Raw genomic sequence first — 13,748 nt, 5'->3', positions numbered from 1 at the left:
TTGGCTTAAGAATTAATCTCCTTGCGGGAATTATCAACTACGGACTTTCCTTGCTGTCTTGATTCATGCAAGAGGTCTTATCTTTGCGATGGAAAAAAGACTTGATGTTGGTTTTAGGGACGTTTTTTGTGCCGAGATAATTTAGAGGATTTACGACGGGGATGGCGAAGCACATGCCATGCTGTTTTGATGCCAGCCCAAGCACTGCGGCTATTGTGATGAACTTGCTTAATTTGTTTTTGGGTGTTGTGAATGCTGTGTTCGGTGTGTTTGATAATATTTTTCGCGCTTTTTAAACCGTCTTCGAGTTCATTGCCTAGTTCTGATAGTTCTCCTCCAGTTTTGCGTAAGGATTCTAAGGTGCGTGGCAATTCTCTATTTAATGTGTCCAAGAGTTTTTCGGCGCTACGGGCGACTCGACCCATTTCTAGGAAGGCGGGAAAGGCGGCGGCCAGCACGGCAGTGAGGGTGATCGCAACTAATAAAAATGACAGAAGTAGCCAGAAAAAAGGGTTTTGCACGGGAAAACAGTGGGCTTAGGAATGGTGCACTAGGGCGATCGCCTAACTTTTGGATAGTTTATAAGTCTACAGATGCAGGACTGTCTGGGGGTTAGTTTGGGGGAGAGTCAATGTCTGGCGACACAAAAATCTCTTCTTCTGGTGATGTTTCGAGGCGCTCGGATTCGGCTTGGCTGGCTTCCATTCCGGCGGCGATCGCCTCCTGTAACCGTTGTAGCGTGCCTTCCCAATTACGACGGGCATTATCTGAGAGTTGATCGGCTTGCTTTTGAAATGTTTCAGATAATTCGTCAGCAAGTTCTGGGAGATTGTCCATTGATTGTTTCAAAATTTTGCGGGTATCTTTACCGGAGCGGGGGGCGTACAATAGCGCGGCGATCGCCCCAAGGGCACTACCAACGAGTAAACCACCGAGAAAAGCACCATCATTTTGATCAGACATTAAAGATTTACTCCCATCACAGCAACGTTTTTATTGTAAAAGAGGACTGGTCAAACCCTGAGGTTGTTGCAACTTAAACCATGAAAATCATTATTCAACGGGTTAGCAGTTCCCAAGTATCTGTCCGAGGCAAGATTGTCGGCAAAATTGGCCGGGGGTTAAATGTGCTAGTCGGTATTGCACCGACAGATACCGTCGCCGAACTCGCATGGCTCGCGAATAAATGTCTAAATCTCAAACTTTTTCCGGGCGCGGACGGTAAACCTTGGGCACAATCGGTGCAGGATATTGGTGGTGAAATTTTAGTGGTTAGTCAGTTTACGCTTTATGGAGATTGTCGTAAAGGTCGCCGCCCTTCTTTTAGTGGTTCTGCGAAACCAGATCAAGCTCGGCAACTCTACGAGCAATTTGTCGCGCTCCTACAGCATAGTGCTGTGCCGATCCAAACGGGAGAATTTGGTGCAATGATGACCGTTGATATTGTGAATGATGGCCCGGTAACCGTTGTTCTAGAACGGGAAGCGGCAACCTGAAATTGTGGCGAAAATACAACACCATAGGCTGATCTTTAATCTTTGAGTGTTTCTATGGCGATCGCCCGAAAAAAATTACAAAATGGTGAGGGTATTACGGATTTATCTGGGTAAGACTCGATGAATGCAATAACAACAACCGCCATAGGATTTTTCTGAGGTAGCTAAGTGTCCCGCTCATACGCACATAAGATTAAATATTGGGCTGTTTTGGGGTTGTCATTACCCTTGATTTTCGCCTGCGCAACAGAGGCGATCGCCCAGCTATCAGCAGCCAAAGACGGCACAGGTACAACCGTAAACCAACAAGGCAACAACTTCACGATCGGCGGCGGTAGTCTCTCTGGAGACAGTGCAAACCTTTTCCATAATTTTGCAGACTTTAATCTCAACTCATCCCAGACCGCCACATTTCTCGGCAACCCAGCCCTACACAATATCCTTTCTAAAGTGAGCGGCGGCAATCCTTCCTATATTGATGGACGATTACGAGTGAGCGGTAGCGATGCCAATTTATTTTTGCTGAACAGCTCCGGGATTGTATTTGGCACGAATGCCCAGCTTGACCTCTCCGGCAGCTTTACCGCAGCGACAGCTTCCAATGTGGGCTTTGCCAGTGGTGAATGGCTTAACAATGGTAATTATGCCAATCTCGTCGGTACGCCAACGCTGTTTTCCTTTGATGGCATAGGGGCAATGATTAATGGCGCAGATTTGCAGGTAAATGCTGGGCGATCGCTGCATCTTTTTGCCTCAAATATCGTCAACACTGGAACCCTAGCCGCTGAACAAGGCAACATCCAAGTGATCGCGATCCCCGCCAATAATACTCTGCGTCTGAATCAAGCCGGTCAAATTTTAGGGCTGGAATTACCGATATCAACAACCAGTTGGAATATTGTCGATCTCCCCGAACTCTTGACTGGCACAACCCTCGATACCGGTTTAGTCGTCGATGGTAATACTGTTCAGCTTGCTGCCGATGGGACGATTATTCCCCAAAATGCCGGCAGTACTTTTCTTAACGGTTTGCTCAGCACCGTGGGCAATACAGGCGGTGAAATTAATCTATTCGGTCAGGCGATCGCCCTCCATGACGCAACCATTGATGTGTCTGGCACAATCGGTGGCGGCAAACTTTTAATGGGCGGAGACTACCAGGGCCTAGGAGAATTCCCCCATGCCCAAACCACCTCAGTTAACATAAACTCATTTTTAAAAGCCGACGCGATAGATGCCGGAAATGGCGGTGAGATCATTGTTTGGTCAGACGCTAGAACCGATTTTGACGGCTTTCTTTCAGCCACAGGCGGGTTTAACAATGGCGATGGCGGATTTGCTGAAATTTCCTCTAAAAGCATCCTCGACATAGCATCCGGTTGGTCTCGACGCATTACCCTTGATGCTCCCAATGGTTTGTCCGGAAACCTATTGCTGGATCCCACGAATATCACCATTTTGGCCGAGCCACCAAGCTCCGATTCAATTATAGGCAGCCCATTCCAACCCAACGCGACCTCAACCCTACTAGATTCAGACATCGTTGATTTTCTCGATGGGATTCCAGAGATCAGAGCAGGAGCAGATCTCACAATTACAACTGCTGGCAACGGCGGCGATCAAGGCAATATCGTTGTTCAAGAAAATGCCAACATCACCTGGTTTTCCAACTCCAGCCTCACACTACTCGCCGATAACAATATTCAAATTGCGGCGAATGTTGACTTTGCTGCGGATGGAACAGGCGATTTGACCTTAGATGCAGGCAATCAAATTATTAGCGATAGTGACCTATGGATTGGTGGAGGTGACCTTACTTTAAAAGCCGTTGACGACATTAAGGTTGAAGGCCTATTTTCCTTCTTTAGTGGGGGAGGTGCGAGTAATATTCTTGCTCAGTCTGAGACAGGATCTATCTTTACTGGCGCAATTGCCATACCGGGTTTTAGCGGTGATGCAGGATCTGTTGTGCTAACGGCTAAGGGTGATATTGAAGTTGAATTTATTGATGCTAGTAATCTTGACGGAAATGGCGGCACCATCGATATCTTTACGGAAGGATTTTTCCGGGCAACGGGGACTAGTTTCCTAAGTGGTAGTGGCGAAGAATTTAGCTTGACAACAGTTAGTGAAGTGTTTACTGAAAGTCCCATCGGTGACTCAGGAGGCGAAATGCCAGCGTTAGCTTCCGGTGGTATTCGCATAGAACATGGTGGGCAAGGAATTACTCCATTTATTGTGGGAGATGCCGCCATTAATGGTACAGAGGGTTCAATTATTAGCGGCACTATTATTAATCGTTTGGGGATGGAGCCTGAAGGCTTTCAATCTGAAGGGGGTAATCGCATTGTCCCGACGGAAACCTACTTCGACACCTATATTCAAGGTGATATTGAGATTATTACGACAGCTGTGCCAGAACCATCAATGGTCGAGCCGCCAGTCATCCCTGATCTCCCTGATTGTTTTCCCGATTGTGCTAGGGAGAAGCCATCGCGATCTATTCCCACTGGAACACAGGAGGAAGAAATCAAAGGAGAAAATCCCCGTGACACTCTGAAATTTATTAGTGAGGCAACGGGTCAAGAGCCTGCCATTCTTTATGTTTATACAGAGATGCTTGATGGGGAGTCTGCTGATCCGGAGACGGTTTCTGTCAAAAATCTTGGTGAGAAGGCAAATCTGAAAGTGTTGGATGGGGAGGGTGAAACTCAATGGGAATATAGTGGCGATCGCCTCACGGATTATCTCAACAACGCTACCTACAATTTCCTCAACCCCCGTGCCACCCTAAACGAAGATGCCGTATTAAATTTGGTGCTCGTTACCCCTGATGGTGAATTTGTCCGGCGTAGAGTTGCAGGGATTAACCGTCGTGAGTTGATGACCCAAGCACAGGCCTTTATACGCAGCGTCAGTAATCCCCGGTCGAGTACGGCCTATCTCAAACCGGCACAGTTTCTCTACAACGCAATCATTGCACCCATTGAAGCGGAACTCGATGCGAAAAATATCAATAATCTCAGTTTTATTCTGGATGATGGATTGCGAACTTTACCGGTGGCGGCACTCCATGATGGTGAACAGTTTTTAGTGGAAAAATATAGCTTGGGTTTAATGCCGAGTTTTTCGTTGACCAACACTGCTGGCTATCTACCACCTAAGGAAAATCAATTGTTAGCTTTGGGGGCTTCGGAATTTGATGATCAACAGGATTTACCCGCAGCTCCCCTAGAGGTGGAAATTATCACGCAAGAAATTTGGCCGAGAGAAACTAGCACTTTCTTAAATCAACAATTTACGGTGGATAATTTACTCAGCGCCCGGGAAAAAAGAGCCTACGGTATTGTGCACTTGGCAACTCATGGTGAATTTTCGAGTGGTGGTGTGGACTCATCCTATATACAATTTCACAATCAACGGGTCACCCTTGGTGAGCTAGCACAGTTGCGTTTAGGGGATCCTCCCATCGAACTACTGGTGCTGTCGGCTTGTCGCACTGCTATCGGCGATCGCCGTTCTGAGCTAGGCTTTGCCGGGTTAGCCCTTTACTCTGGGGCAAAGGCCGCGATTGGCAGTATTTGGTACGTGAGTGATGTGGGGACAATGGGGCTGATGGCAAAGTTTTACGATGAGCTCCAGCGATCGCCCATTAAAGCTGAAGCCTTACAGCAAGCACAGATTGCCCTACTCAATAATCAAGTGCGCATTGAAGACTTTACGCTGCGTATCGACGACCGCATTATTCCTTTACCTGACGAAATTCGCGGACTACGCCATGTCGATCTCTCCCATCCGTTCTATTGGGGTGGGTTTACTCTTGTGGGCAATCCTTGGTGATTTTTTTGATGTTGTATGGTTAAGGATTCTGATTTTCCCATTTGTCACGCTGATTTTGCCATGACCGTAACACCCTCTAGGGCGATCGCCTGATTAATGGCATCACCAAGAAAATTGACATTGCCATAGTGAGGGACGAGTATTTTCAAGCAGTTTGAGGCTGCTCCCTCAAGTGCTAGCGGCAGTAAAGATAAGTCATCCTTTTCTGGGGAGTTCTGGGGCAAAGTTTCAACACAGCAAAAACGACCCTTCCTCTTAGCCCACCACACTAAACAACGATGGATATTCATGTGGCGATCGCCATCCTCACCCAAGGAGAAAAAGTATTAATGCAACTACGGGACGATATCCCAAATATCGTTTATCCGGGACATTGGGGCTTTTTTGGCGGACATCTAGAGGCGGATGAGACCCCAGAAATTGCCCTAGAACGGGAACTCTTCGAAGAAATCAATTACCGGATTCCCCAGGAGCAAACCCAGCTGTTTGGACGCTATGGCGATCGCCTCAATACCAACAGTACAAAAAATGTGTGCCGCCACGTTTTTCAAGTCCCCCTAACTGTACCGATGAGTAAATTACAGCTCCAAGAAGGCTGGGATATGGCGCTGCTCACTCGGCAAAACGCGATGGACGGTGGTGCTTATTCCGAAAACGCTTGCCAGTGGCGGCCAATGCCCGAAATTCACCAACGGATCTTAATGGATTTCTTTAATCAATATGAGGATTAATTTTTATTTCCCATGAAGTGAAATTTATTGATTACAATAGGTTGATAAGCAGCTGAAACGAAGTCAAGGTCTAAAGTTTCACCGCATCTATTCTTCCCCTGATTTTTTTAAATTGTCCGTTACCATATTTTTGAGATTTTAGCCCTCATCCCTTGAGGTGGGCGCAAACAATCTGAAAAGTTCAGTTAATTCTGAGCATTATAGCGGGAACAATCTTAAGTAAAGTCTTGACTTCAGTAACTAGGCTGTTTGATTGCTCCTCTTACGCCTAACTTATTCGCCTATCCCCCGGCATCTAAATCCTATGATACAGACTGCTCCATTCCTACCGCTTTCTCCCAAAGCTATTTTTAATGGTGCCCTCGGAACAATTTCTCTTCTAACTTTTTTGGCTGCGACCCCAGTGAACCGCCCGGCGATCGCCGCTATGGAAGACAGTCCTAAAGTACTTGTTGACGAAATATGGCAAATTATTCATTCCGAGTCTGTCGCGAAACACTACGATGCAGAGGAATGGCTCGAACTGCGTCGTACCCTATTGGAGCAGCAATACGATAGCTACGATGCCGCCTACCGAACCATTCGAGATGCCCTCGATACCCTCGGCGATCCCTACACTCGCTTCCTTGATCCAGAGCAATTTGATAGTTTAACGAGCCAAACCACCGGTGAGCTTTCCGGTATTGGCATTCGCCTAACGATTGACGAAGAGACAGGTTTATTAACCATTACAGATGTTTTAGAAAATTCCCCGGCAAAGACAGCGGGTTTAGAAATTAATGACCAGATTATTCAAATTGATGGTCAAATTACAGCCTTGCTGACCCTTGAGCAATCTTCCGAGCTGATTCGTGGTCAAGAGGGTACGGCTGTGATGTTAAAGGTTAGTCGTCCCGAACGCCCAGAGTTTGATCTGGAATTGGTGCGGGCAACCATTGAGCTGCCAGCCGTTACCCATCGTGTCAAAACAGTAGAGGGAGAGCAGGTTGGCTACATTCGCCTCGATGAATTTAGTTCCCACGCAGCGGAGCAAATGTATAAGGCTATTCAAGATCTAGAATCTAAGGATATTTCAGGTTTTGTTTTAGATCTGCGGGGCAATCCCGGTGGCCTACTCTACTCCAGCGTTGATATTGCGCGGATGTGGATGGAAGAGGGGGCGATTGTACGTACGGTTGATCGCAAAGGTGGCGATCGCGAATTTAGTGCAAACCGTACAGCCATCACCGATTTACCTTTAGTGGTGCTTGTGGATGAAAATTCTGCCAGTGCCAGTGAAATTTTAGCAGCCGCCCTAAAAGATAATCACCGAGCAACCTTAGTCGGTACCCGCACCTATGGTAAAGGGACTGTCCAGTCTGTCCATGAGCTTTCCAATGGCTCTGGTTTAGCGGTCACCATTTCTCGCTATTATCCCCCCAGCGGCGTTAGCATCAACCTCAATGGTGTTAACCCAGATATTACAGTGGAGCTCAGTCGAGAGAAGTTTGTCGAGCTGAATAGTAACCCTAATTTGGTGGCCACCAATGCCGACCCTCAATATTCTAAGGCTGTTAATATTCTGAGGAATCAGCGCCTCAGCGATCAATCCCTCAACGAAAATCCCCTCAATGCACGCACGCCCTAGGGTAGAAATTGGCGATCGCCCGTCATACTTGTTTTAAGTCTATGAGAAACTTTTGTTACAATCGTTTACATAGGAACTATTCACATAGGCGATCGCTCCAGACAGGTTATGCCAGAACAGACTCAGACCACTGCGACCATATCTAATCAGGTAAATCCGCTTGCCTCTGACGACTGGCGTTACAATCCCAGCAAAATTGACAAACTAGCAAAAGAACGTCCCTTTGCAGTTTTCGGCCGGCTCACAAAAATTGTGACAAGTTTTGCTGGATTCGCCATTCATATCTGGTGGGACAATCTCCTCGGTAAGAATAAATCTCCCAAGGCGCAGACATCCCAAGCAAACCACCTCAAGAAAATTTTGACAGACCTAGGGCCAACCTACATCAAGATTGGTCAGGCCCTGTCCACACGCCCCGATTTAGTACCGCCGGTTTACCTGGCCGAATTAACCGATTTACAAGACCAGCTGCCCTCTTTCCCCAATGCGATCGCCTTCCAGTTTATCGAAGAAGAACTGGGACAGCCCCCCGAAAACATTTACGCTGAAATTTCGCCAAAGCCCCTTGCCGCCGCGTCCCTGGGTCAAGTTTACCAAGCCCGACTAAAAACCGGTGAACGAGTTGCCGTGAAAGTCCAACGCCCTGACCTTGAGCAACGCATTACCCTTGACATTGCCATTATGCGGAAAATTGCCCGTTGGCTCCAGACCAATGTGAAGCAAGTCCGCTCAGATTTAGTTGGGATTACCGACGAATTTGCTGGCCGTATTTTCGAGGAGATGAACTATACCCAAGAGGGTAAAAATGCCGAACTCTTTAAAAAATATTACGGCGGCATGGAAGAGATCTATGTCCCGAATATTTACTGGGACTACACCGGCAGGCGCGTTTTAACAATGGAATGGCTGGACGGGATCAAGCTCACCAACCTAAAGGAAATTGCCGCCCTCGGCATTGATGCCACCCACCTTGTGGAAGTCGGTGTTGAATGTTCCCTGCGTCAGCTCCTCGAATATGGGTTTTTCCATGCCGATCCCCACCCCGGTAACCTACTGGCCTTAGAAGATGGTCGTCTTGCCTATCTCGACTTCGGCATGATGAGTATGATCAAGCCCTACCAACGCTATGGCCTCATTGAAGCAGTCGTACATTTAGTCAATCGTGACTTTGAGTCCCTTGCCCATGACTATGTCAAACTTGATTTTCTGACACCGGATACCGATTTAGCACCGATTATTCCTGCCCTCAGCACTGTCTTTGGTAATGCCCTTGGCGCTAGCGTAGCGGAGCTAAACTTTAAAAGTATTACCGATCAGATGTCTGGCATCATGTACGAATTTCCGTTTCAAGTGCCGGCCTATTACGCACTGATTATTCGTTCAATGGTGACCTTAGAAGGGATTGCCATTGGCGTTGATCCGGAGTTTAAGGTTCTGAGCAAGGCTTATCCCTACATTGCCAAGCGTCTACTAACGGACGAATCGGAAGAGTTGCGCAGTTCCCTCAAGGATTTGCTCTTTAAAGATGGTAGTTTCCGTTGGAACCGTCTTGAAAACCTTCTTCAAAACGCGAAGACTTCCCAGGATTATGACTTGGAAAATGCTGTAAATCAGGCTGTGGATTACATTTTTTCTGAGCGGGGTGATTATATCCGTGAGCAGTTGGCTGAAGAAATTGTGCAGTCAGTGGATGCTTTTGGTCGTAGCACTTTCCAAAGTCTGACGAATTTGGTACAGCAGCGTCTGGGTCAGAAAAAGGATATTACACGCTCGAAAACGGAGATGATTGACACGGAGGGCCGTGCAAATTTAGAGCATATCCAAAATATTTGGCAGATTTTACAAGATACGCCTGATTTTGACCCGACATTCCTATTGCCTTTAATTCCCCGCGTGTTGATTAAGCCTGAAACTCAGCAGCTTGGCCAAAAGATTGCGGAAGGTTTACTGCAGAAGGTTGCCGCACGATTTATTCGGAATGTGCTTTTAGCGGATCGGGAGTCTGTTGCTAGTGCTAAGACGGTTGATGTTGATGTGATTCGTTATCCTTCTAATATCTCTGCTCCAAAGGCGGCTTTACGTTAAAAGTAGATCTTGTGTATGGGTTCGGTCTCACTCAACATAATCGAATCAAGCTAAGGTTAGGTATTGAGCTTGGGTGATAGATCGGGTAGATGTTTAAAATTCTTCATCTTGCAGATATCCATATGGGTAGTGGTTTTTCCCATGGACAGGTCAATCCGGAAACGGGGATTAATAGCCGCCTTGAAGATTTTGAGCGTACTTTGAGTCTTTGTATGGATCGGGCGATCGCCGAACCGGTAGATCTCGTGATTTTTGCGGGTGATGCCTTTCCCGATGCGACTCCTGCCCCCTATGTCCAAGAGGCCTTTGCTGAGCAATTTCGCCGTCTCGCCGATGCCAAGATTGCTACGGTTTTATTAGTGGGAAACCATGACCAATATTCCCAAGGGAGTGGCGGCGCGAGTTTAAGTATCTATCGCACTCTTGCCGTACCCGGTTTTATTGTCGGTGAAAGCCTGAAAACCCATCGCCTAACGCTGCCGAAAGGTGAGCTGCAAATTATTACGCTGCCGTGGATTAACCAATCAACTTTACTGACTCGTCAGCAAACAGAAGGCAAAACCTTAGCCGAAATTCACGACATTTTGCTTGAAAAGCTGAAGCCTGTGTTGGAAGCAGAAATTCGTCGTCTTGATCCGGAGATCCCAGCGATTCTGGTGGGTCACTTGATGGCGGATCGCGCTAATCTTGGTGCTGAACGTTTTTTAGCTGTGGGGAAAGGCTTTAATATTCCCATTGCGTTTCTCAATCGTCAGGAATTAGACTATGTTGCCCTCGGCCATGTCCATCGCCACCAAAATTTAAATAAAGACAATAATCCGCCCATTATTTATCCGGGCAGTATTGAGCGGGTGGATTTTAGTGAGGAAAAAGAAGATAAAGGCTATGTGATGGTGCATTTGGAAAAGGGTAAAGTGGCTTGGGAGTTTGTCCCTTTACCTGTGCGCAAGTTTTTAACGCTCAAGGTTGATGTCAGTGAAGAAACGGAACCGGAAGCGGTCATTCTTAAAAAGATTAAAAAAGCCAATATTAAGGACGCGGTGGTGCGGCTGATCTATAAATTGCGGTCTGAACAGATTGAGCTGGTCAATCTTAAGGTTTTGCGGGAAGCTCTCGCTGAGGCTCACCAGATGGCCATTCAACCGGAATTGGTCAGTCAATTGGCGCGGCCTCGTTTGCCGGAATTGGGGGCGGGTCAATCGATTGATCCACTCCATGCTCTTGGTGCTTATTTAAATAATCGCGAGGATTTACGGGATATTGCTGAGGAGATGCAAATGAAGGCGGAGGAACTTTTTGCGGAGCTGGACTTGGTGCAATAGTTTTCTAGCCTGTGATGGACAGAGATTCTAGCAAGATTGATGGGGTTAAACAGGAGCCTTGCCAGCGGCGATCGCCACCGATTTCCACCACATGTTTAAGGGCTTCATAGACATTGCCGGAAACCATGGTGTCTTTCACTCGGCCAATCACCTCACCGTTTTTGACTTGATAGCCAAGGTCGATATTGACGGAAAAATCACCGGATAAATCTGCGCCGCCCCCTAAAATTTGGTCAACGATAATGGCATTCTCTAAATCTGCAATAATTTCAAGTGGTTGTTTTTCGCCGGGAGCAACGATGAGATTAATCAGATCTGGCGTTGGATAGCGCCCGAGGCTCGGCCGAAACCCATTGCCCGTTGGACGCAGACGTAATGCTTTTGAGGTGTGGCGATCGCCGTAAAAATCTTGAATTTCCCCCTCTCGGATTAAGGATAAGGCGCGGGTGGGGGTTCCCTCGTCATCAAAGTGACAAATATAAGGTTTGGCGGTGGGATCTTGGTATAGAGAAATTTTGGGAGACAGAACCTGTTTGCCTCCGGCATGACTCCATGGAGATGAACCTTCAAGGATAAATTTGCCGTTTAAGGCTGATGACACGGTTGACCACAACATGGATGCGGCATTGCTGGTGAATAAAACGGGTATTTTACCGCTGCTCGGACGCGTATTTTGTGTTGCCCACTGTAAGCGTTGCAAAATGGATTGGACAATTTCCGCCGTTTGGAGCTTATCTTGGGCGACTTCGCTGTCATAAACTGCGAGAAAATCATCGCCACGCATCCACTCTGCGCCGAGAAAAAAGCTGAGGGAAATATCTGCGGCTTCGCAATACAACTGATCTGAATTGAGTAATAATGTCTCAGAATGGTCACATTCAAAGCTACTGTGGCAAACGAGATCCGGGTAAGCTTCCCGCAATTGGGCGATCGCCGTTTTCCCCATTTCGATAAAGGTTTCGACAGAGAGTTCCTTGCCGATGGGTGGGTTGATATCCCGGCGCGGTTCGCAAAAATCAGGACGATTAATTCCATTCAGATCACTGAGGGCGATCGCCTTGTCCACGAGGGACTGGGGCTCGACTGCACCATAGGCTACCGCTAATCCCGGACGACCATCTCGCCAAACTCGAAGGGCTGTACCGACTGATTCGGAACTTTCTAGTTGCTTTAACCGGTTAGATTCAAAGGTAACCGGGCGCGAAAAAGAAGAAGATTGGTAGACTTCTGCGTCCTGCGCACCAGATTTTAGCGCTGTGTCAATCAGCTGTTGGGCAAACGCTCGATTTAATTGCATGAACTATCTAAGCTTGTACTTCGGTCGAGGTGGATTCAGAATCTTCTGGTTCGGTTGGAGCAGCCTCAGTTTCGGCTGGAGTCGTTTCGGGAGTGGGAGGATTTAAAATCCGTCGCTGCAAAAAACGATCAGCTTCTTGCACTTTAAAATCTCGCCCCTCTTGGGCAAATAAATCCCGTGCCTGCACAATAAAGGTTGTGGCTTTGCGTGGCTTCCCTAAAGCTTGGTAACAAACGCCAATATTGAAAACCGCTTCGCTGAGGCTCGGCTCACGGATTAAGGCTTGCTCATAGGCGGCGATCGCCAAGGTATATTGTGCCTGTTTTTGATAAACAACGCCGAGATTGTAGTGGGACAATGCATCGTCAGGGTCAAGATTAAGAGCCTCTTGAAACGCCACTAACGCATCATCTAGATCACCATTTTTTAGTGCCGCTACCCCCAGTTGACGATAGGCACTCACATTATCGGGATTAAGGCGAATCGTCCGCTCAAAGCGTTTGGCAGCACCATCGTAATTTTCCGCCTCCGCCAGCAATAAACCGTAGTGATATTGGGCAAGGGCATTTTCTGGGTCAAGGGATGCGGCACGACCCACCGTATTTAAAGCTTGCTCTAAATTATTTTCTTTGAGGTATAGCAAGCCAAGTTGGTAATAGGCTGGTGCATAGTCAGGGTCAAGCTCAATAGCCGTTTCAAAGTTGGCGATCGCCTCAGCAGTACTACCAGCCTCTGCCAGCAAAATACCGAGGTTATTGTAGGCGGCAACATAGGTATCATCTAGCTCTAGCACCTTAACGTATTGTTCTTGGGCAGAACGGGACTGGCCTTGGACATCGTAGGCAAGACCTAGTTGGAAATAGGCATCAACAAATTCTGGATCGAGGCGAATGACTTGGCCAAAGGCGGCGATCGCCGGGCGGAGATCCCCAAGATCATAGGACACTAACCCCAAGTTGTAATAGGCTTCCACAAACAACGGATCATACTGCGTCGCACTTGCATAGGCTGCCTGTGCCTTGCGGGGTTTTTCTGCTTCGAGGAAAAGGTGACCCTGTAGATAATGAGCCATCGGCATCCAAGGATCAAAATCTAAGGCAATTTCAACATATTTCGTTGCCCGCGCAAATTCCCGCCGTTGGTACAAATCCATCGCCTGCTGAAAGGCTTTACCCGCCTCCAGACTTTCGGTGTAAATACCGTTGAGCACCTGTTTATTGCCAACAAGCTGACTAGATTTTTCGGCGATCGCCCCCTGTTGGAAAAAAATACCGCCACTGAGGGCAAACATTAAACCAAGGGCAATCCGTCGTTGTTGTGAGCCAAATAACACAGGGTAACCTCCACCAT

General features: G+C 47.5%; 11 protein-coding genes. 6 read left to right on the top strand and 5 right to left on the bottom strand.

Annotation, left to right across the window (positions count from 1 at the left end):
• Positions 1 to 113: 113 nt before the first annotated feature.
• Together NIES208_RS04870 and NIES208_RS04865 are read right to left on the bottom strand one after the other, a co-directional pair.
• A complete protein-coding gene (locus tag NIES208_RS04870) occupies positions 114 to 521 on the bottom strand; it encodes a hypothetical protein (RefSeq protein WP_075890293.1) in 408 nt (135 codons plus the stop codon).
• A gap of 91 nt (positions 522 to 612) precedes the next feature.
• Positions 613 to 963, bottom strand: a complete 351-nt coding sequence (locus tag NIES208_RS04865; protein ID WP_075890291.1) for a YtxH domain-containing protein — start codon at positions 961 to 963, stop codon at positions 613 to 615.
• Positions 964 to 1,043: 80 nt separating this feature from the next.
• On the opposite strand from NIES208_RS04865, the gene dtd reads away from it, so the two are divergent.
• Together dtd and NIES208_RS04855 are read left to right on the top strand one after the other, a co-directional pair.
• A complete protein-coding gene (gene dtd / locus NIES208_RS04860) occupies positions 1,044 to 1,496 on the top strand; it encodes a D-aminoacyl-tRNA deacylase (protein ID WP_075890289.1) in 453 nt (150 codons plus the stop codon).
• A 168-nt stretch (positions 1,497 to 1,664) separates the two neighbouring features.
• The gene (locus NIES208_RS04855) at positions 1,665 to 5,336 is read left to right on the top strand and encodes a CHAT domain-containing protein (RefSeq protein ID WP_075890287.1); all 3,672 of its coding nucleotides are present in this window, start codon (positions 1,665 to 1,667) and stop codon (positions 5,334 to 5,336) included.
• 44 nt (positions 5,337 to 5,380) lie between these two features.
• Here the strand turns inward: NIES208_RS04855 and NIES208_RS04850 are convergent, their stop codons facing one another.
• Positions 5,381 to 5,560 carry a hypothetical protein gene (locus NIES208_RS04850; protein WP_139324987.1) on the bottom strand — a complete coding sequence of 60 codons (180 nt, stop codon included), beginning with the start codon at positions 5,558 to 5,560 and terminating at the stop codon, positions 5,381 to 5,383.
• Positions 5,561 to 5,614: 54 nt separating this feature from the next.
• On the opposite strand from NIES208_RS04850, the gene NIES208_RS04845 reads away from it, so the two are divergent.
• The 4 genes from NIES208_RS04845 to sbcD all read left to right on the top strand — a co-directional run bounded on the left by NIES208_RS04845 (position 5,615) and on the right by sbcD (position 11,101).
• Complete coding sequence (locus tag NIES208_RS04845) at positions 5,615 to 6,067, top strand: NUDIX hydrolase (protein ID WP_075890283.1); 453 nt, start codon at positions 5,615 to 5,617, stop codon at positions 6,065 to 6,067.
• A gap of 304 nt (positions 6,068 to 6,371) precedes the next feature.
• The gene (gene ctpB / locus NIES208_RS04840) at positions 6,372 to 7,694 is read left to right on the top strand and encodes a carboxyl-terminal processing protease CtpB (RefSeq protein ID WP_075890281.1); all 1,323 of its coding nucleotides are present in this window, start codon (positions 6,372 to 6,374) and stop codon (positions 7,692 to 7,694) included.
• A 108-nt stretch (positions 7,695 to 7,802) separates the two neighbouring features.
• Positions 7,803 to 9,779, top strand: coding sequence for an ABC1 kinase family protein (locus tag NIES208_RS04835; RefSeq protein WP_075890279.1), 1,977 nt, complete (start codon positions 7,803 to 7,805; stop codon positions 9,777 to 9,779).
• 89 nt (positions 9,780 to 9,868) lie between these two features.
• Entirely contained in the window at positions 9,869 to 11,101 is a 1,233-nt protein-coding gene (sbcD, locus tag NIES208_RS04830) for an exonuclease subunit SbcD (RefSeq protein ID WP_075890277.1), read from the top strand.
• A 4-nt stretch (positions 11,102 to 11,105) separates the two neighbouring features.
• On the opposite strand, the gene NIES208_RS04825 is transcribed toward sbcD, so the two are convergent.
• Positions 11,106 to 12,398, bottom strand: coding sequence for a TldD/PmbA family protein (locus NIES208_RS04825; RefSeq protein ID WP_075890275.1), 1,293 nt, complete (start codon positions 12,396 to 12,398; stop codon positions 11,106 to 11,108).
• A 7-nt stretch (positions 12,399 to 12,405) separates the two neighbouring features.
• The gene (locus NIES208_RS04820; protein WP_139324986.1) at positions 12,406 to 13,731 is read right to left on the bottom strand and encodes a tetratricopeptide repeat protein; all 1,326 of its coding nucleotides are present in this window, start codon (positions 13,729 to 13,731) and stop codon (positions 12,406 to 12,408) included.
• Positions 13,732 to 13,748 lie beyond the last annotated feature (17 nt).

It is taken from the genome of [Limnothrix rosea] IAM M-220, from assembly GCF_001904615.1.
Lineage (GTDB): Bacteria > Cyanobacteriota > Cyanobacteriia > Cyanobacteriales > MRBY01 > MRBY01.
The sequence above is the reverse complement of the archived record's forward strand: the minus strand, read 5'-3'. Positions and strand labels throughout refer to the sequence as shown.